Raw genomic sequence first — 17,952 nt, 5'->3', positions numbered from 1 at the left:
AAGGGGATCACTCGACCGGAGTAATCTCGTAGGCGCGGGTTTCCTGATCGACGCGCGGCGCGAAGCTCAGCGTGTCTTTGTCAGCGGCCCAGACCGTCTGCAGGATCACCGTCGGGATCAGCGCCCGGTCTTCCATCGCGATGTAAGACGCCTGCTCATAGAGCTTGCGGCGCTCTTCGGGGTCGAGCGTCTGCGCGCCCTCATCGAACACCTTGTCGAACTCGGGGTTGGAATAGCCGGTGCGGTTGAAGTTGCCGAAGCCCTTCTCTTCGTCCTGGGTGTGGGCCAGCGCGCCATAGGTATAGGCGGCCTCGCCGGTCAGCGTGCCCCATGCGGACATGGCCATCGTGTATTCCTTGCGCGCGGCGGCGGGGAAGAAGACCGTGCCGTTGAGCGCCTGCGCGTTCACCGTCAGACCAAGGCGCGACCACATCTGCGCCAGCGCCTCGCAGACCACGGCGTCGCCGGGCACGCGGTTGTTGGTGCAGGTGAAATCGATCTCGAAGCCTTCGGGATAGCCAGCCTCTTCCAGCAGAGCCTTGGCCTGCTCGATGTCATACTCACGCGCGCCAAGCTCGTCGGTGTAGCCAAAGAACCCTTCGGGCATCAGCTGGTTGGCGGGGGTGCCGAGACCTTCGAGCACGACGTTGACCAGAACGTCACGGTTGATCGCCAGATCGAGCGCCTTGCGCACGCGCACATCCTGCAGCGGGTTGCCGTCGACCGGCTCGCCGTTGATGGTGATCGGCTGCGGCTCTTCGTCAACGACCGAGGGTTGCACGTTGAGAATGTAGACCGAGTCGGAAATGAAGGTCTCGAGATCGGAGTCGTTCTTCATCGCCAGATAGTCCGACGCGGGCACGTAGTTGATCAGGTCCACCTCACCCGAGCGCAGCGCCGCGACGCGGGCGGCATCGTCGGGGATCTCCTTGCGGATGACCTTTTCCCAGATCGGGGTTTCCGCCCAGTAGCCGTCGAACTTCTCGAGCACGAGATCGCCCTTGGGCTGCCACGAAACGAATTTGTAGGGGCCGGTGCCGATCGCCTTGGCGCCCGAGTTGAACTCTTCGTTGCGCGCTTCCATGCCGGTTTCCGACGGCACGACGAAAAGGCGGGTGAAGTCGTTCGGCAGGGCGGGAGCGATACCCTTGGTGTGAATGCGCAGCGTGTAGTCGTCGATGACCTCAACGCTGTCGACGTATTTGGTGTAGAGCGTCATCGACATCGGGCCGGTGACCTCGGGGATGCGCTCGATCGAGAATTTCACGTCCTCGGCGGTGAAATCGGTGCCATCGTGGAATTTCACGCCTTCGCGCAGTTTGAAATCCCAAGTGGTGTCGTCGACGGCTTCCCACGAGAGGGCGAGACCGGGCTTGAGCTGCAGGTTGTCATCCACGTCGACCAGCGTGTCGTAGATGTGGCGCAGCGCTTCGGCCTGACTGCCAAGCGTCGACCAATGCGGGTCAATGGAATCCGGACCGGCGCGCAGGCCGATCACCAGATCTTCGGCCATGGCCATCGGCGCGGCGGCCAGCAGCGCAAGCGCTGCGACGGCGGACTTTAGGGTCGCTCTCGTCATAATGTGAATTCCCTGTTGTGTTATCTTATGATGTCACACTGTCGGCGGATTCTGATACGGTCAAGAAAATGTTGTAACGAAAATCTGCGAGATTTACGGCGCGCTTCAATTTTAGGCGGGTAAACATATAACACTTGGCAGGTTAAGTGTTCTAATGCATTGTCACGAAATGAGTGAAAAACAGGCACAGCTCGATCGGTCCCTTGAGCGGCTCGCGGAGGCGATCGACCGGGCATCTTCGGTATCAGTCTCCGTCCAGTTGCGCGGCGCGCTGGAGTTCGGAATCGCCTCGGGCGAGCTGCCCGCCGGGGCGCGATTGCCCTCTGTGCGGGTCATGGCGGCGCGGCTGGGGATATCGCCGGTCACCGTCAGCACCGTCTATGCCGCGCTGCAGGACGCGGGTCATATCGAGGGCAGGGTGGGCTCTGGCACTTTCGTCGCGCCCGGTGCGTCGGTGGGCAATGCCGCGCATCTGCGCAAGCTCGACGATCTGATCGGCGAGTTGCTCGCGGTGGGGCGTCAGTGCGGTTTCAGCGCCGCCGACATCGCCACGCGGGTCGCTTCGGCGCAAGGCCGGTCCCGCCGTCCGCTGCGCCTGCTGATGCTGGGCAATTTCCACGATGCGACCGAGGCGTATGCCGCAGCTCTGCGCCCAAAGCTGCGCGACGGCGATGCGATGAGCGTTGCGGTGCTGTCGGAGGTGCGCGCGGCGCTGCCGCAGGGCATCGACGTGGTGCTTGTGCCGCGCACGCTGCTCGGCGCCGCAAGAGACCTGTTTCCGCAGGCCGAGGTCTGCGGGCTGACGCTGATCCCCGACGAGGCGACGCGGGTCGCGCTGGCCTCGCTGCCCTCTGACGCCCGCGTGGTCGGCTATTCCTATTTCCCCGAGTTCGTCACCATCATGAAGGCGGGCATCCGGCGCTTTGCGCCGCATGTGGCCGATGTCTCCATGGCGGTGCGCGGCGAGCCCGGAGCCGAGGCGCTGATCGCCGAGGCCAGCGTGCTCGTTTTCGCCACCGGGGCGGAATACGTGCAGGCCGATCTGGCGCCGGGCCAGACCGCATTCGAGTATCGACATACCCCAGACAATCAATCCGTGAAGGCCGAGCTCCTCCCAGCTATCGAGGCCGTCCGTCTGCGTCTGGGCACACAGAAGGAAGCGTGACGTGAAGATTTCCGAAAGCAACTGGTTCGAGGTCGAGAAATACCTCGAGACGGACGACCGCTGCGTGCTGCCGCTCGGCAGCACCGAGCAGCACGCCTATCTGAGCCTGTCGGTCGACTCGATCCTCTCCGAGAAGGTGGGGGCCGATGCCGCCGAACCTCTGGGCGTGCCGGTGTTTCCCGCGGTGGCCTATGGTCTGACGCCTTACTTCATGGCGTTTCCGGGCAGCGTGACGCTGAAGCTGTCGACCTATGCGGCGCTGCTGCGCGATATCCTCGACAGCCTCTACGCCACCGGCTTCCGCCGGATCCTGATCGTCAACGGCCACGGTGGCAACAGCCCCGTCCAGCCGGTCACCATGGAGTGGATGGAGGCCAACCCCGGTGCCCGCTGCCGGTTCCACGACTGGTGGCGCGCCCCCAAGACATGGGCCTGCGTGCAAGAGATCGACCCGGTGGCCAGCCATGCCAGCTGGATGGAGAACTTCCCGTGGACGCGCCTGCCGGGCCGTGAGTTGCCGACTGAGCAAAAGCCGTTCGTGCCCTTCGAGCGCCTGCGCGACCGCAACGCGGCTGGCGTGCGCGAGCTGATCGGCGACGGCAACTATGGCGGCGTCTACCAGAAACCCGAGGCCGACACGGACCGCCTTTGGGCCACCGCAGTGGCCGAGACCCGCGCGCTGCTCGAAGGGGATTGGGCATGAGCGATGATCCGATCCTGATCTGGGGGGCGGGGGCCATCGGCGGCATCATCGGTGCCTATCTCGCCCGCGCGGGACACGCCGTCCATATGGTCGATATCGTGCCCGAACATGTCGAGGCGATGCGCACCAGCGGTTTGCACATCGAAGGGCCGGTCGAGACCTTCACGCAGGTTCTGCCCGCCAGCACGCCTCAGGAACTGACCGGGCGCTACAGCCGCATCATCCTTGCGGTGAAGGCGCATATCACTGAGGCGGCGCTCGACATGCTGATCCCGCATCTGGCCGAGGGTGGCTATGTGGTCTCGGCGCAGAACGGCCTCAACGAGCGCACCATCGCGGCGCGCATCGGGGCCGAGAACACCGTGGGCTGTTTCGTCAATTACGGCGCCGACTGGCTGGAGCCGGGGCGCATCCTTTTTGGCAACCGCGCCGCAGTTGCCGTGGGCGAGCTTGACGGGCAGATCACCGACCGCGCGCGCGAGGTGCACGCGCTGCTTTCGGTTCTGGAACCCGAGGCGGTGCTCACCGACAACATCTGGGGCTATCTCTGGGGCAAGATGGGTTATGGATCGCTGCTGTTTTGCACGGCGCTGACGCCCGACAGCATGTCCGATGCCATGGCCCGTTCCGAGCACCGCGAGGTCTATGCGCGGCTTGGCCACGAGGTGATGACGCTGGCCGCCGCCGAGGGGGTCACGCCGCTTGGCTTCAACGGGTTCGACCCCGACGCCTTCCGCCGCGCCGACCGTGCGGCGATCGACGCCTCGATGGACAAGATGGTGGCCCACAACCGCAAGACCGCCAAAACCCACTCGGGCATCTGGCGCGATCTGGCGGTGCGCAAGCGCCGCACCGAGGTGGATGCGCAGATCGGCATCATGGTCGAGCTGGGCCGGGCGCATGGCGTCGACGTCTCTGCCATCGCCCGCATGGTCGAGTTGATCCACGACATCGAAGAAGGCCGCCGCCCACAATCGGCGGAACTGGTGACGGAGATGCTGCCGATATGCACCTGAATTTTGAAGGAAAGACCGTCGCCGTCACCGGCGCGGCGCAGGGCATCGGCGCGGCCATCGCCCGGCGTTTTGCAGCATCGGGCGCGACCGTGGCGGCGCTCGATATCGACTTGGAGGGCATGGCGCCGCTCGAGGCCGAGGGGATCAGCCGTCACGCTGCCGATCTCGGCAGCCGTGACAGTGCCGCCGCCGCTATCGAGGCGGTGCTCGCGCAGCATGGAAAGATCGACATTCTGGTCACCTCTGCGGGCGGGGTGCGCGGACAGGTCGGCCGCCCCATCGACGAGATCGGCGAAGAGGATTGGCACGCGATCTTTGGCGCCAATGTCGACGCGGCCATGTGGTGCGCACAGGCGGTTGTGCCGGGGATGCGGGCGCGCGGCAGCGGGCGGATCATCACCATCTCTTCGGGCGCGGGGCTGCGCCCCAGCCTCACCGGCATTCAGGCCTATGCCTCGGCCAAACACGCGCTGGTCGGGCTGACCCGGCAACTGGCGCTGGAACTGGGGCCGCAGGGGATCACCGTCAATTCGGTGGCGCCGGGCTTTGTGCTCTCCAACCCTTCGACCGAGAAACAGTGGGAAGCCTTTGGGTCAGAGCGCCAGAAGACCGTGTTGAACGCAATTCACACCCGGCGCCTCGGGCGCCCGGACGACATCGCCAGCGCGGTGGCCTTTCTGGCCTCGGACGCGGCGGAATGGATCAGCGGACAGGTGCTGTCCGTGGACGGAGGTCACGCATGAGCGAGCCGTATGAATGGGAAGAAGCGCAGTGGCGCGGCATGGTCGAGCAGGTGCGCGCCGGGCGCAGCCTGTTGCCGGAGCGCTGGCCCGGCGGCGCGCGCTGCGCCGTGGCGCTGAGCTTTGACAGCGACCATGAAACCAACGAATTGCGCGATGGCGGCACTTCGATCGCCCGGCTCGGATGGGGCGAATACGGCACCCGTCGCGGCATCCCGCGGATCAAGAAGGTGCTCGACCGCTTCGACGTGAAGGCCAGCTTCTTCGTGCCCGCGGTGGCGGCGCTGCTGCATCCCGAAGAGCAGCGTATGCTGGCGCAGGAAGGCCATGAAATCGGCCTGCACGGTTGGATCCACGAGCGCAACACGCTGGTCCCGCCCGAGGCGGAGCGCGATCTGATGCTGCGCTCTGCCGACACGCTCGAGCAGATCACCGGCACCCGCCCGGTGGGGATGCGCACGCCTTCGTGGGACTACTCCGCCGTGACGCTGAAGATCGCGCGCGAGATGGGGCTGCTCTATGACAGCTCGCTGTTCAACGATGACGATCCCTTCGAGATCCTCGACGATGGCGAGCCGACGGGCATCGTAGAGTTGCCGGTGGAATGGATCCGCGATGATGCGGTCTACTTCATGATGAACCGCTTTGGCCCGCACCGGCCCTATACGCCGCCGACCGACGTGCTCGACATTTTCCGCCGCGAATTTGATGGGGCTTATGCCGAGGGCGGGCTGTTCCTGCTGACCATGCATCCGCATGTCACCGGGTACCGCTCGCGCATTTTCATTCTCGAGCAATTGCTCGAGCACATCACCGCCAAGGGCGATTGCTGGATCGCCCCGCATGCCGAGATCGCCCGCTACTGCGCCGAGCAGGCCGGGCTGAAAGGAACGTCATGAGCACCTATTCGCTAGCCATTCATGGGGGCGCCGGAACCATCCTGCGCTCGCAGATGACCGCCGAGAAGGAAGCGGCCTATAAGGCCGGTCTGGCCCGCGCCGTGGCCGCTGGCGAAGACGTGCTGCGGCAGGACGGCACGGCGATGGACGCGGTGACTGCCGCCGTCTGCGCGCTGGAGGATGAGCCGCTGTTCAACGCCGGGCGCGGCGCGGTCTTCACCACCGAGGGAGCGCAGGAGATGGACGCCTGCGTCATGGACGGGCGCGACCGCAGCGCCGGGGCGGTGGCCGGTATCTTCGGCCCGCGCAACCCGGTGCGCGTGGCGCGCGCGGTGATGGAGACAACCCCGCATGTGCTGCTCATCGGCCCGATGGCGCTGCAGATCGCCCGCGATGCCGGGCTGCCCTTTGAAGAGCGCGACTATTTCTTCACGCAGGCGCGCTGGGACGCGCTGCAAGAGACGATGGAGATGCGCCGCAAAGGGCAGGAAAGCGACGATCCCGCCCGCCGCCACGGCACCGTCGGTGCCGTCGCGCGGGACCGTGCGGGCAATCTCGCCGCCGCCACCTCGACCGGCGGCATGACCGCGAAACTGCCGGGACGGGTGGGGGACACGCCGCTGCCGGGGGCCGGGACCTTCGCCGAGAACGCCACCTGCGCCGTGTCGGGCACCGGCCATGGCGAGGTCTTCATCCGCTATACCGCTGGCAGCGAGATCGCCGCGCGGATGCGTTTTCTTGGCCAGTCGCTCGACGAGGCGGCGCAGCATGTGGTGATGAAGGACCTGCATGATCACGACGGCTCTGGCGGAGTGATCGCCATCGCCCACGACGGGTCGATCTCGATGCCGTTTAACTGCGAGGGCATGTACCGCGGCTCGGTGCGCGAAGGCGAAGCGCCGCAGGTCGCGATCTACCGCGACGCCTGAGCCCCGGACCCGCGACCCACTCAAACAGAATGGCTGGTCCGGCTCTGCCGGACCGGCCGCGGTCTGCGCCCAAACCAGACCCAGACTAAGACCCAAACCCAGGCCCGGACGCGATGTCAGGCGGCTTCGATTGAAACAATCGAAACACAAGCCGCCGGGCCGCGACACATGCCGGAAACCTTTGCACGCAAGGCTGAATATCCGCCCCCGGATGAAATCCTTGCCACAGAGGTGCAAGATCCCGCATGTTTATAGGAGATTTCAAAACAGAGAATTTTCACGCCGTGAGGGGCTTTGCCCCGGGGGAGGTGGCGATGGAGAAATCCCTTTTCGAAAAGTACGGCGGCTTTTCCGTCGTCAGCAAGATCGTCCTCGACCTCTATGACCGGCTTCTCGACGATGACGACGTCGGCCCGTTCTTCGACGAGATCGACATGGCGCGCATCGTCGATCACCAGACCAAATTCGTCTCGTCGCTGATGGGCGGCCCGGCCTCCTACACCGACGAGCAAATCCGCCGGATGCACAGGCATCTCGACATCCAGCAGGCCCATTTCGACAAATTGCAGGGGCTGCTGCGCGCCACACTCGCCGACCACGGCGTCGCCCCCGAGGATCAGGAGATCATCCTTGGGGCTTTCGAGGCGCGGCGCGGACTGGTGACGGAGTAGGCCCATGACCATCGCCGCGATCAACGAACAGCTGCTCAGGGCCATCGGGGTCGGGGTGGCGCTGCTCGATCTCGAGACGCTGCGGCTGCGCTTTTGCAACGACACCTTCCGCGGCTGGTTCGGCGAAATGGAGATCGGAAGCAATCTGCTCGACAACTTTCAGGACTTCGACAGCGAGACGCTGCGCGCGGCGCTGACCGCCGAGGGCCGACACGCCACCGAGACCACCTTTCGCCTGCGCCGCCGCACGATGACCGTGGCGATGGATTTCAATCGCGCGCTCGACGAGGAAGAGCCGATCGTGGTGTTGGTGTGCCAGAACATCTCGCGCATCAAAGAGCTGGAGTCGATGATCGACAGCTACTCGGTGATGGTCGAGCGCAACACCCGCGAGATCAAGCGCGAGAAGGAGCAGGTCGAGAAGCTGCTGCTCAACATGATGCCGCGCTCGGTCTATGAGGAATACAAGACCTTCGGCATCGTCACGCCCCGGCTTTACGATCCGGTTTCGGTGGTCTGTATCGACTTCATCGGCTTTGCCGAGATGGTCACCGCCCATGAGCCTGCGGTGATCGTGTCGGAACTCAACGACATCTACACCGCCTTCGACCGGATCGGAGAGCAGTTCGGCTGTGCCCGGATCCGTGCGGTGGGCGATCTCTACATCGGTGTCGCGGGCATGCCCGATCCCACCGAGGACCACGCGCAGGCGGCGGCCAATGCGGCGATCCGGTTCATGCGCTACCTGCACCAGCGCAACGCCAGCCATCCGATCCAGTGGAGCTGCCGCGTCGGCATCGCCTCGGGGCCTGTGGTGGGCTCTGTGGTGGGGGTGCAGAAATACATCTACGACGTCTTCGGCCCGGCGGTGATCTACGCCAGCCGCCTACGCTACATGGCCGAGCCGATGACGATCACCGGCAATGGTGCCGCGACGCAGAGCCTCGATGACCAGTTCACCGCCTCGGAAGTGGGGCGGCTGGCGCTCTCGGACGAAATCGAAGAACCGGTGTTCCGCATAGAGGCCGAGCAGATGCGCGCGGCGCAGGGCGGCTGATCATGGCGGTGCGTTTCGATCCCTCGATGCCGGAGGCGGGCGCAGGCCCGGACCGGCAGCCTTCGGACATGCTCGAAGAGGTGATCGACGCGCTGTCCGAGGGGCTCGCGATCTTCGACGAAAACGCCGTGCTCCTGCGCTTCAACTCGGGCTTTCACGAGATGAACCCGGCGCTCTCGGGGCTATTGGAGCCAGGGCTGGACTGGGCGCTTTTGCTGCGCGAATGGGCGGCGCGCGGCGGGCTCACTGCCGAGGACGCCGAGCGGCTCAGCTTCATGGAGGCGCGGCTTGCCGGCGGCGACTGGATGGTCACGCCGCTGGAGCTCGAGAGCGGCGACCGGGTGTTCGAACTGCTGCTGCGCAGCACCGCAGCGGGAGGCTTCGTTCTGGTGCAGACGGATGTCACCGAGCATCACGCCTTCGAAGAGGCCGAGCGCGCCGCCGATCAGCTGGTGCGCAAGGTGCTCGAGAACTGCCCGGCCAATATCATCATGTCGCGCGTCGGCGACGGCGAGGTGATCTACCGCTCGCCCGCCGCGACAGAGCTTCTGGGCAACGCCGCACACACCCATGCGCATTTCGCCTCGCGCGCCGAACGGGCCGATTTCGTCACCGCTGTGCTGCCCGATGGACGGGTGGACGACATGCCGGTGACCGGCGTCCGCGCCAGCGGCACGCGCTTTCCCAGCCTCGTCTCGGCACGGCTGATCCAATACCGCGGCGAGGATGTGCTGGTGTCCTCCACCGTCGATGTCTCAAAGGAGGTGGATCTGCGCCGCCGCCTTGCCGAGCAGCGCGAACAGATCTTTCAGGCCGAGAAGATGTCGGCGCTGGGTGAGCTTCTTGCCGGTGTGGCCCATGAGCTGAACAATCCGCTTTCGGTGGTCGTCGGCCACGCGCTGATGCTGCGCGACGAGGATATCTCGGACGATGTGCGGCGCCGGGTCGAGAAGATTTCCGAGGCCGCCGAGCGCTGCGCCCGCATTGTGAAATCCTTCCTTGCCATGGCCCGGCAGCAGCCCGCGCGGCTGGTGCCGATGGATATGGCCGAGACGGCGCAGATGGCGGTCGACGCGCTGCGCAACGGTGCCGACGGTCTTGCGACGCGGGTCGAGGTCGAGATCGCGCCCGATTTGCCCACGGTGCGCGGCGATGCGCATCAGGTCTCGCAACTGGTGATCAACCTCGTGACCAACGCCGATCAGGCGATTGAGGAAAGCGGGATCGGCGATCTGATCCGCGTGACGCTGAGCCATGATCCGGGGGCGCAGATGGTGGAACTGCGCGTGGCCGACAATGGGCCGGGCATCCCCAAGGACATCCGCAGCCGCATCTTTGATCCGCTGTTCACCACCAAGCCGGTGGGGTCGGGCACGGGGATCGGGTTGGCGCTTTGTCACCGGATCGCCACTGCCCACGCCGGGCAGATCAGGCTCGCCGAAGGCGGGCAGGGGGCGACGCTGGTCGTGCGGCTGCCGTCCACCGAGGCCGAGAGCGCCGGAGCGGGCGAGGGCCCGCGCGCCGCGCCTGCCGAGGCGCGTGGCGCGGTGCTTGTGGTCGATGACGAGCCCGACGTTTCTGACCTCATCCGCGAGATTTTGCTGCGCGATGGTTTCGACGTGGAGGTGGCAGGCACCGCCGAAGCAGCGCTGGAAAAGCTCGAGACGCGCGAGTTCGCGCTGATCCTGAGCGATCTCAATATGCCCGGTCTTGGCGGGCGGGGGTTTTATGAGCGGCTGATGCGCGACCGTCCCGGACAGGCGCGCCGCATGGGCTTTGTCACCGGCGACACGATGAGCCCGCAGGCCCGCGGCTTTCTTGACGGCGCAGGGCGGCCCTTCCTCGAAAAGCCCATCGCCCCTGAAGAGTTGCGACGGCTGGCCCGCGCCATGCTTGAAGGGGCCGGAGGATGAGCGATCACATCCTCATTTGCGACGACGAGCGGGACCTGCGCGAAATGCTGGCCGAATATCTTGGCAAGCACGGGTTTCGCACCACGCTCGCCGGGGGTGCCGACGACCTGCGCACCAGCCTTGCGGTGGCGCGGCCGGATCTCATCCTGCTCGACATCAATATGCCCGGCGAGGACGGGCTTTCCGTGCTGCGCAGCCTGCAGGGGCCCGAAGCGCCGATGGTGATCATGCTGACCGCTGCGGGCGATGTGATCGACCGGGTGGTGGGGCTGGAGATGGGCGCCGACGATTATCTCGCAAAGCCGGTGGATCTGCGCGAATTGGTCTCGCGCATCCGGGCGGTGCTGCGGCGGCGGCTCAGCGCGCCCGCCGAGGCCCCGCAAGAGCGCAGCCGCTTCCGCTTTGGCAAGGCGTGGCTCGATCTCGAGGCCGCCAAGCTCTTTGACGAAGATGGCGCCGAGATGCCGCTGACGGCGATGGAGTTCAACCTGCTGAAGCTCTTCGCGCGCAACCGGGGGCGCGTGCTGAACCGCGACCAGATCCTCGAAGGGGCGCATGACCGGGCATGGGATCCTTTCGATCGCTCGATCGACATCCGCATCTCGCGCATCCGCAAGAAGATCGAGGTGAACCCCGCCAAGCCCGAGGTGATCCGCACCGTACGCGGCATCGGCTATATCTACGATCCGGGCTGAAACCTTTGAAACACGCGCCTGCATGTGGGGACATGGGCGCGAAACGCGGAACGGCGAGACTGGCTGCATCATCCGAACGAAAGGATCGCGCCATGAACCTGACACCGCAGACTATCGCCGACATCCGCCCACATCCCTCCATTCCACCCGCCGCGCTTAAGGCGCGTGGCGGGCGGAGGCTGCTCGGCACAGTGGCCTTCGCGCTCGCCAGCGGCGTCTTCGTTCATTGCGGTCTTCCGCTTTTCTGACCTCCGCACACACATCCTGAACACAAGGACTTTCCTGATGACCAAAGCATTCCCCTCGATCCTCGAAACCATCGGCAACACCCCGATCGTGCGCATCAACCGCCTCGCGCCCGAGGGCGTCGAGCTTTACGTCAAGCTCGAGGCCTTCAACCCCATGAGTTCGGTCAAGGACCGGCTGGCGCTGGGGATCATCGAAGCGGCCGAGCGCGATGGCTCGCTGAAGCCCGGCCAGACGGTGATCGAGGCGACCTCGGGCAATACCGGCATCGGGCTCGCCATGGTCTGCGCCGCCAAGGGCTATCCGCTGGTGGTGACCATGGCCGAAAGCTTCAGCATCGAACGCCGCAAGCTGATGCGCTTTCTGGGGGCCAAAGTGGTGCTGACCCCCGCCTCCGAGAAAGGCTCGGGAATGATCGCCAAGGCGCGCGAACTGGCCGAGGAACATGGCTGGTTCCTTGCCCGCCAGTTCGAGAACGAGGCGGGCCCCGACATGCATTCGCGCACCACCGCCGAGGAAATCCTCGCCACTTTCGACGATGCGCCGCTCGACTATTGGGTGTCGGGTTTCGGCACCGGCGGCACGATGAAGGGCGTGGCGCGCAAACTCAAAGAGCGCAGCCCGACCACAAAGATCATCGCCTCGGAGCCGGACAATTCCGCGCTGCTGTCTTCGGGCGTGGTGCAGCCCTTCAACGAGGACGGCTCGCCCGCCGCCAGTCATCCCGCCTTCCGTCCGCATCTGATGCAGGGCTGGACGCCAGATTTCATCCCGAAGCTGGCCAATGACGTGCTCGAAGCCGGATGGATCGACGAGATCCGCCCGGTGGCCGGGGCGGATGCGATGAAATGCGCGCAAGACTTGGCCCGCTTTGAGGGCATCCTCTGCGGCACCTCCGCCGGGGCCACCTTTGCCGCCGCGCTCGACATTGCGCGCAGCGCACCGCGCGGGGCGCGTATCCTCGCCATGCTGCCGGACACCGGCGAGCGCTACCTCTCGACCCCGCTTTTCGGGGCCATCGAGGAGGTGATGAACGCCGAGGAGATGGCCATCGCCGCCTCGACCCCACGCTTCCGCTTCGACGCCAGCGCTGCGCCTGCGCCGCAGGCCGCCCCGGCAGAAGCCTCTCCCGAGGCGCGCGCCGAGCTTCAGGCGCTGCTTTCCGATCCCGAGGAGCCGGTGGTCTTTTTCGCGCTGGAATGGTGCGAGTTCTGCTGGTCCGTGCGCAAGCTTTTCGCCGCCGCTGGGATCTCCTACACTTCGGTCGATCTCGACGGCGCGGCCTACCGCGAAGGCGATCGGGGCGGGGCGCTGCGCAAGGCGCTTGCCGAAAAGACCGGCGCGGTGACCATCCCGCAGATCTTTGTCGGCGGGCAGCATCTTGGCGGCGCGACCGAGACCTTTGACGCGTTCAACAGCGGCGCTCTTCAGGAGCTTCTGGCGCAGCATGGCCGCGAGATCGGCACCGAAGGCATCGGCAATGCCTATGATTTCCTGCCCGGCTGGCTGCATCCCCGCAAGCCGTCGGCGGCGTAAGGAGCAGGGGAATGGAACAGGCATCGAAGGCGCCCCAAGCGGCGCCTGACCGCTATCGCTGGGTGATCGTGATCGCCGCCTCGCTGCTGCTGGCGGTGGCGCTGGGGCAGCTGGTGAACGGGCTTTCGGCGTTTTTCACCCCGCTTGAGACAGCGATGGGTTGGAGCCGCGCCGACATCGCGTTGATCAACTCGGCGGGGCTGATCGGCCTCGCGCTTGGCGGGATCGGCATGGGCTGGCTGGCCGACCGGATCGAGACGCGTAAGGTCATTCTCACCGGCGCGCTGGTCACCGGTGCTTGTGTCACGGCGGCAGGTTTCGCGTCGTCGCTCTGGCAGCTCTACGCGCTCTTCTTCGTGGCCGGAGCGCTTGGTGGCGGGGCGCTCTTCGCGCCGCTCTTTGCCCTCGTCGGGCGCTGGTTCAGCACCGGCGCGGGGCTTGCCATCGGCATCGTCTCGGCGGGGCAGGCCATGGGGCAGGGCGGCATCCCGCTTGCCAATGCGCTGCTGATCGAGAGCTTCGGCTGGCGCGGCGCTTTCATCGCCATCGGCATCTTCACCCTCGTGCTGCTGGTGCCGCTGGCCCTGCTGACTCGCGCCCCGGATGCGCAGGCGGCGGGCGCGGCGGCTCCGGCACAGCGGGTGCCCAATGTGCCGACCCCGGCGGTGGTCGTGCTGATGAGCCTCGGCGTGATCTTCTGTTGCGGGCTGATGTCGGTGCCGCTGATGCACCTCGGACCGCTCGTAGAGCTTTGCGGTGCCAGCGGTTCGGAGGCGGGCAGCGTGGTGCTGGTGATGATGATCGCCGCCATCGCCGGGCGCGTGGCCTTCGGCAAGCTGGCCGATATGATCGGCGCGCTGCCGGCCTATATGGCGGCGAGCGCATGGCAGACCGCCTTCGTCTATCTCTTCACCCAGATCGACGACATCTCGCTCTTCTACCTCTTCGCGCCGGTCTACGGCTTTGGCTATGCCGGGGTGATGACCGGGGTGCTGACCACCATCCGCGCGCTGATCCCCGCCGACCGCCGCGCCGGGGCAGGCGGGATCATCATCGCCTTCGCATGGGGCGGGCATGGGCTCGGCGGCTGGCTCGGCGGTCTCTTCTTCGACATGACCGGAAGCTACGGGCTTACCTTCGGCGTCGCGGCGCTGGCCGGGGTTCTGAACCTTGCGCTGCTCTCGGTGCTGGGCTGGCTGGTGTTCCGCAGCCCTGCGGATGACCCTGCAGAGGCGGCATGGGAGGGGGCGGGCGAGATCGCCCGCTGAGCCTGCGCGGCGGTGGGCCTGGGTGGGCCTCAGTTGGCAGGCACGGGGCGCAGATGCGCCCCGCCTCACTCCACCGGAGCGCCGAAGACCGCGATCACCAGTCCCAGCAGCGCCAGCGCCTCGAAGGCCAGCGCCGTGCCGCGCCGCGCCTCGGCCCGCGCCGCCAGCGCGGCGATGCCGCTTTGCAGCGCGTAATAAAGCGCAAAGGCGCGGCTGGCGAAGGCGATGATCTCAAAGACATCCAGCGTCCAGGTCAGTACGAGGCCAAGCGCCACCAGCAGCGCATAGGCGCTGCGCACCCGGATGCGGCGCCGGGTCAATTCCTCAACCAGCCCGCCCGCACCGCCGGTGTCGGCCACGGCTGCGCTGAACTGCGCCGCCAGCGCTGCGGCGGTCAGCATCAGCGGCAGGATCGGCGCGACCAGCCCCATCAGCCCGATGATCGCCGTCTCGCTCTGATCGCCGGTGCCGGGCGGGAAGACATAGGCGATAAGCCCGATGTAGGCCATGTAGATCGCCGCCGAGAGCGCCTGCGCCAGTTTCATCGCGCGGATGCGGGTGGGGGCGGTGTATTCGGCTCCCAGATAGCGCGTGGTCTCAAAACCCTGCACCGTGACGATGAGGCCGAAGCCAAGGCTCAGCGCGGCCCAGCCCGAGACGCCCGGCGGATTGGACAGCAGCGCGCCCTCCTCGAGTTTGCCCGCGAAGTATAGCGCCAGCCCGGCCAGAAGCCCGGCGATGATCGCCAGCTTCAGCCCCACGGCGATCTGCTCCATCCGCTCCAGCGCGCCGAAGCCACGGGTCCAGCCCACCGCCAGCACGATCAGCAGCATCGCGCTGGTCAGCAGCTTGGCGTGCAGCGGGTCGTTCCACGGTGTCAGCCGGGTGCCGAACGCGCCGAAGAGGTTGAGGTAATAGGCCACCGAAATCACATAGGCGAAGGCCAGCGCCCAGGAGGCGAGGGTTTCCAGACGCTCCTCGGCGGCGCTGCGCGCTCCCTTTGCGCGGCGCGCGATATTGGCCCGGACGGCGGCACCAAACAGCCACGCCCCAAGGCAGAGCGCCGCCATCACCGCCGGGGCCCAGATGCCATAGGCGCTCTCGAGGATCGGGCCCAGCACCAGAAAGCCGCTGCCGATGATCGAGGCCAAAGGGGTGATCGTGGCGCGCCAGAGCGGCGCGCCCGAGAGCCTTGGCCAGAGCAGCAGAAGCGCCGTGCAGAGCGCCGCGCCGAGAATTGCGATCGTCATCATGCCGTGCACGCTAATCCCATGCGGCGGCAAAGGAAATGCGACACGGCTTGCGGCGATGTCGCAGCCGCACTAGGGTCGCGCCGCAAGCTGTAGGAGTGGCGCATGGCCCATGAATTTCCGGTGCGTGTCTACTATGAAGACACCGACATGGCGGGGATCGTCTACCACGCCAACTACCTCAAATACATCGAACGCGCCCGCTCGGATTGGGTGCGTGCGCGCGGCATCGACCAGAACGCGCTGCGCGAGGCCGAGGGCATCGTCTTCGTTGTCCGCCGGCTCGAGGCCGATTATCTCTCTCCGGCGCATTTCGACGAAGATCTCATGGTGCGCACCGAGGTGAAATCGGTCTCCGGCGTGCGGCTGGGACTGGTGCAGGAGGTGCAGCGCGCGGGCAAGCCGCTGTTCCGCGCCGAGGTGACGCTGGTGGCGATCACCGCCGAAGGCCAGCCCGCGCGCCTGCCCGCCGCGATCCGCCAGCAGGTGCATTGAGCGCGCCGCCGGCCCTTCTTCTCTTTACCGGTCCTTCTTCTCTTTAAAAATACGCCGGGGGTGAATTGGCCGTAGGCCAAGCGGGGGCAGCGCCCCCGAAACGCCCTGCATGCCGCTACGGAAATCGGCAATTTCCTGCGGGAAATGCGCCGCCCTGACACCAAAATGACGCCATTGTGTTGGTGTCGGCGCTGCAAATCGGCTATGTAGACCGGTAATCAGAGCCTCGGCACAGAGGCCATTTCATAGCCCATGAGGAAGAGCAGGCTTATGGACGCAAATACCCTCGCGCTCGCGCAGGAGATCGATTTCTCCATGTGGGGGCTCTTTGCCCGCGCCACACTGACCGTCAAGCTGGTGATGCTGATGCTGATCCTCGCTTCGGTCTGGGCTTGGGCGATCATCTTCGAGAAACTCGTCGCCTATCGTCGCGCTCGTCGCGAAGCCGCCGTCTTCGACCGCGCCTTCTGGTCCGGCGAGCCGCTGGACGAGCTGTTTGACCAGATCGGCCCCGAGCCGCGCGGCCGCGCGCAGCGGGTCTTTGCCGCGGGCATGACCGAATGGCGCCGTTCGCATCGCGGCGACGGCGGCATGATCGCCAACGCCAGCGCGCGCATCGACCGTTCGATGGATGTGGCGATCCAGAAAGAGGCTGAGGCGCTGCAGCGCGGACTGCCGGTGCTGGCCACGGTCGCCTCGGCGGCGCCCTTCGTCGGGCTTTTCGGCACGGTCTGGGGCATCATGCATGCCTTCATCGAGATCGCCGCGCAGCAGGACACCTCGCTGGTGGTCGTGGCTCCGGGGATCGCCGAGGCGCTCTTTGCCACGGCGCTCGGCCTCGTCGCGGCCATCCCGGCGGTGATCTTCTACAACAAGCTCTCGGCAGACTCGGACCGCGTGATCGCGGGCTATGAGGCCTTTGCCGACGAGTTCTCCACCATCCTGTCGCGCCAGCTGGACGCCTGAACCATGGCCGGAGGCGTGATGAAAAAGGGAGGCGGCGGCGGTCGCCGCAGGCGGCGCCGCTCTGGTGGCGGCGGCCAGCCCATGGCCGAGATCAACGTCACGCCGATGGTGGACGTGATGCTGGTGCTGCTGATCATCTTCATGGTCGCGGCCCCGCTGCTCACCGTGGGCGTGCCCGTGGAGCTGCCGAAAACCGCCGCGACCGCGCTGCCGAACGAGGCCGAGGAGCCGCTCACCGTCACCATCGCCGCCGATGGCATGGTGATGATCCAGACCACCGAGGTGGCGATGGACGAGCTGACCCCGCGCCTGCGGGCCATCGCCGAGGAACGCAGTGACGACCGCATCTTCCTGCGCGCTGACGGCTCGGTGCCCTATGACACCGTGGCCAAGGTGATGGGCGCGCTGAACCGTGGCGGGTTCTCGTCGATCGGTCTGGTCACCGACACCGGCGGCCCGGCGCTCGACGGCGCGGCCGGACTGTCTGGCAACTGAGGGAGCGCCCTTGCGCAAGAGCCTCTATATTTCGGGCGGTCTGCACCTTGCCGTGATCCTCTGGGCGATCTTCGGCAATGTGTTCCGCCCCGATCCGCCGCAGGTCGAGACCTCGGCGGTGACGGTGATCTCGGAAGCCGAGTTCGCTGCGATGACCCGTGCCGCGCAATCGCCGGAGACCGCTCAGGAGGTCGACGCACCGCCCGCGCCCGCTGCGGAACCCGAGCCCGAGCCGGCCCCTGCGCCCGCCGAGCCGGAACCCGCGCCGAGCCCAGAGCCGCCGCAGCCCGCGCCCGAACCGGCACCGGAAACCACCCCCGAGCCGGTGG

18 protein-coding genes and 2 pseudogenes are annotated in these 17,952 nt (G+C 66.4%); 18 read left to right on the top strand and 2 right to left on the bottom strand.

Annotated elements, in window-relative coordinates:
- Window positions 1-7 precede the first annotated feature (7 nt).
- Window positions 8-1,579: an ABC transporter substrate-binding protein gene (locus tag G0A00_RS19675; protein ID WP_164183420.1), complete on the bottom strand. Its 1,572-nt coding sequence runs from the start codon at window positions 1,577-1,579 to the stop codon at window positions 8-10.
- Between the two features lie 169 nt (window positions 1,580-1,748).
- Between G0A00_RS19675 and G0A00_RS19670 the strand changes: the two genes are divergently transcribed.
- The 14 genes and pseudogenes from G0A00_RS19670 to G0A00_RS19610 all read left to right on the top strand — a co-directional run bounded on the left by G0A00_RS19670 (window position 1,749) and on the right by G0A00_RS19610 (window position 14,417).
- On the top strand, window positions 1,749-2,744 hold the full coding sequence (locus G0A00_RS19670; RefSeq protein ID WP_164183422.1) for a GntR family transcriptional regulator: 996 nt from the start codon (window positions 1,749-1,751) through the stop codon (window positions 2,742-2,744).
- A gap of 1 nt (window position 2,745) precedes the next feature.
- Window positions 2,746-3,447: a creatininase family protein gene (locus G0A00_RS19665; RefSeq protein ID WP_164183424.1), complete on the top strand. Its 702-nt coding sequence runs from the start codon at window positions 2,746-2,748 to the stop codon at window positions 3,445-3,447.
- Window positions 3,444-4,463 (top strand): ketopantoate reductase family protein, encoded by a 1,020-nt coding sequence (locus G0A00_RS19660; protein ID WP_164183426.1) that lies wholly within the window; start codon window positions 3,444-3,446, stop codon window positions 4,461-4,463. The genes G0A00_RS19665 and G0A00_RS19660 overlap by 4 nt, the downstream gene beginning before the upstream one ends.
- A complete protein-coding gene (locus G0A00_RS19655) occupies window positions 4,454-5,206 on the top strand; it encodes an SDR family NAD(P)-dependent oxidoreductase (protein ID WP_164183428.1) in 753 nt (250 codons plus the stop codon). Before G0A00_RS19660 ends, G0A00_RS19655 begins: the two co-directional genes overlap by 10 nt.
- Window positions 5,203-6,102 carry a polysaccharide deacetylase gene (locus G0A00_RS19650; protein ID WP_066105012.1) on the top strand — a complete coding sequence of 300 codons (900 nt, stop codon included), beginning with the start codon at window positions 5,203-5,205 and terminating at the stop codon, window positions 6,100-6,102. Before G0A00_RS19655 ends, G0A00_RS19650 begins: the two co-directional genes overlap by 4 nt.
- The gene (locus tag G0A00_RS19645; RefSeq protein ID WP_164183430.1) at window positions 6,099-7,031 is read left to right on the top strand and encodes an isoaspartyl peptidase/L-asparaginase family protein; all 933 of its coding nucleotides are present in this window, start codon (window positions 6,099-6,101) and stop codon (window positions 7,029-7,031) included. Before G0A00_RS19650 ends, G0A00_RS19645 begins: the two co-directional genes overlap by 4 nt.
- 314 nt (window positions 7,032-7,345) lie before the next feature.
- Window positions 7,346-7,702, top strand: coding sequence for a group 1 truncated hemoglobin (locus tag G0A00_RS19640; protein WP_066105019.1), 357 nt, complete (start codon window positions 7,346-7,348; stop codon window positions 7,700-7,702).
- Between the two features lie 4 nt (window positions 7,703-7,706).
- Complete coding sequence (locus G0A00_RS19635) at window positions 7,707-8,759, top strand: adenylate/guanylate cyclase domain-containing protein (protein WP_164183432.1); 1,053 nt, start codon at window positions 7,707-7,709, stop codon at window positions 8,757-8,759.
- A gap of 2 nt (window positions 8,760-8,761) precedes the next feature.
- Entirely contained in the window at window positions 8,762-10,672 is a 1,911-nt protein-coding gene (locus tag G0A00_RS19630; RefSeq protein ID WP_164183434.1) for an ATP-binding protein, read from the top strand.
- On the top strand, window positions 10,669-11,367 hold the full coding sequence (locus G0A00_RS19625; RefSeq protein ID WP_164183437.1) for a response regulator: 699 nt from the start codon (window positions 10,669-10,671) through the stop codon (window positions 11,365-11,367). The genes G0A00_RS19630 and G0A00_RS19625 overlap by 4 nt, the downstream gene beginning before the upstream one ends.
- A 92-nt stretch (window positions 11,368-11,459) precedes the next feature.
- Window positions 11,460-11,615: a hypothetical protein gene (locus tag G0A00_RS19620; protein ID WP_164183439.1), complete on the top strand. Its 156-nt coding sequence runs from the start codon at window positions 11,460-11,462 to the stop codon at window positions 11,613-11,615.
- 37 nt (window positions 11,616-11,652) lie between these two features.
- Window positions 11,653-12,690: pseudogene (gene cysK / locus G0A00_RS19615) on the top strand (cysteine synthase A); the annotation flags it as partial.
- 102 nt (window positions 12,691-12,792) lie between these two features.
- Window positions 12,793-13,149: a glutaredoxin domain-containing protein gene (locus tag G0A00_RS26590; protein WP_368667723.1), complete on the top strand. Its 357-nt coding sequence runs from the start codon at window positions 12,793-12,795 to the stop codon at window positions 13,147-13,149.
- A gap of 11 nt (window positions 13,150-13,160) precedes the next feature.
- Window positions 13,161-14,417 carry an MFS transporter gene (locus tag G0A00_RS19610; protein WP_164183442.1) on the top strand — a complete coding sequence of 419 codons (1,257 nt, stop codon included), beginning with the start codon at window positions 13,161-13,163 and terminating at the stop codon, window positions 14,415-14,417.
- A gap of 65 nt (window positions 14,418-14,482) precedes the next feature.
- Here G0A00_RS19610 and G0A00_RS19605 read toward each other — a convergent pair whose 3' ends face one another.
- Window positions 14,483-15,670, bottom strand: coding sequence for an APC family permease (locus G0A00_RS19605; RefSeq protein WP_164183444.1), 1,188 nt, complete (start codon window positions 15,668-15,670; stop codon window positions 14,483-14,485).
- Window positions 15,671-15,772: 102 nt separating this feature from the next.
- On the opposite strand from G0A00_RS19605, the gene ybgC reads away from it, so the two are divergent.
- The 4 genes and pseudogenes from ybgC to G0A00_RS19585 all read left to right on the top strand — a co-directional run.
- Window positions 15,773-16,162: a tol-pal system-associated acyl-CoA thioesterase gene (gene ybgC, locus G0A00_RS19600; RefSeq protein WP_164183446.1), complete on the top strand. Its 390-nt coding sequence runs from the start codon at window positions 15,773-15,775 to the stop codon at window positions 16,160-16,162.
- Between the two features lie 270 nt (window positions 16,163-16,432).
- Entirely contained in the window at window positions 16,433-17,128 is a 696-nt protein-coding gene (gene tolQ, locus G0A00_RS19595; protein WP_066107651.1) for a protein TolQ, read from the top strand.
- Between the two features lie 3 nt (window positions 17,129-17,131).
- The gene (gene tolR, locus G0A00_RS19590) at window positions 17,132-17,623 is read left to right on the top strand and encodes a protein TolR (RefSeq protein ID WP_066107648.1); all 492 of its coding nucleotides are present in this window, start codon (window positions 17,132-17,134) and stop codon (window positions 17,621-17,623) included.
- 10 nt (window positions 17,624-17,633) lie between these two features.
- A pseudogene (locus G0A00_RS19585) lies at window positions 17,634-17,952 on the top strand (cell envelope biogenesis protein TolA); the annotation flags it as partial.

The sequence above is a fragment of the Salipiger sp. PrR002 genome, assembly GCF_010500775.1.
GTDB lineage: Bacteria > Pseudomonadota > Alphaproteobacteria > Rhodobacterales > Rhodobacteraceae > Salipiger.
The sequence above is the reverse complement of the archived record's forward strand: the minus strand, read 5'-3'. Positions and strand labels throughout refer to the sequence as shown.

Excerpts from the sequence above, each read along its gene's own strand:
- G0A00_RS19675 (WP_164183420.1), bottom strand. The coding sequence starts at position 1,579 with ATGACGAGAGCGACCCTAAAGTCCGCCGTCGCAGCGCTTGCGCTGCTG.
- G0A00_RS19670 (WP_164183422.1), top strand. The coding sequence starts at position 1,749 with ATGAGTGAAAAACAGGCACAGCTCGATCGGTCCCTTGAGCGGCTCGCG.
- G0A00_RS19660 (WP_164183426.1), top strand. The coding sequence starts at position 3,444 with ATGAGCGATGATCCGATCCTGATCTGGGGGGCGGGGGCCATCGGCGGC.
- G0A00_RS19655 (WP_164183428.1), top strand. The coding sequence starts at position 4,454 with ATGCACCTGAATTTTGAAGGAAAGACCGTCGCCGTCACCGGCGCGGCG.
- G0A00_RS19650 (WP_066105012.1), top strand. The coding sequence starts at position 5,203 with ATGAGCGAGCCGTATGAATGGGAAGAAGCGCAGTGGCGCGGCATGGTC.
- G0A00_RS19645 (WP_164183430.1), top strand. The coding sequence starts at position 6,099 with ATGAGCACCTATTCGCTAGCCATTCATGGGGGCGCCGGAACCATCCTG.
- G0A00_RS19640 (WP_066105019.1), top strand. The coding sequence starts at position 7,346 with ATGGAGAAATCCCTTTTCGAAAAGTACGGCGGCTTTTCCGTCGTCAGC.
- G0A00_RS19635 (WP_164183432.1), top strand. The coding sequence starts at position 7,707 with ATGACCATCGCCGCGATCAACGAACAGCTGCTCAGGGCCATCGGGGTC.
- G0A00_RS19630 (WP_164183434.1), top strand. The coding sequence starts at position 8,762 with ATGGCGGTGCGTTTCGATCCCTCGATGCCGGAGGCGGGCGCAGGCCCG.
- G0A00_RS19625 (WP_164183437.1), top strand. The coding sequence starts at position 10,669 with ATGAGCGATCACATCCTCATTTGCGACGACGAGCGGGACCTGCGCGAA.
- G0A00_RS19620 (WP_164183439.1), top strand. The coding sequence starts at position 11,460 with ATGAACCTGACACCGCAGACTATCGCCGACATCCGCCCACATCCCTCC.
- G0A00_RS19610 (WP_164183442.1), top strand. The coding sequence starts at position 13,161 with ATGGAACAGGCATCGAAGGCGCCCCAAGCGGCGCCTGACCGCTATCGC.
- G0A00_RS19605 (WP_164183444.1), bottom strand. The coding sequence starts at position 15,670 with ATGATGACGATCGCAATTCTCGGCGCGGCGCTCTGCACGGCGCTTCTG.
- ybgC (WP_164183446.1), top strand. The coding sequence starts at position 15,773 with ATGGCCCATGAATTTCCGGTGCGTGTCTACTATGAAGACACCGACATG.
- tolQ (WP_066107651.1), top strand. The coding sequence starts at position 16,433 with ATGGACGCAAATACCCTCGCGCTCGCGCAGGAGATCGATTTCTCCATG.
- tolR (WP_066107648.1), top strand. The coding sequence starts at position 17,132 with ATGGCCGGAGGCGTGATGAAAAAGGGAGGCGGCGGCGGTCGCCGCAGG.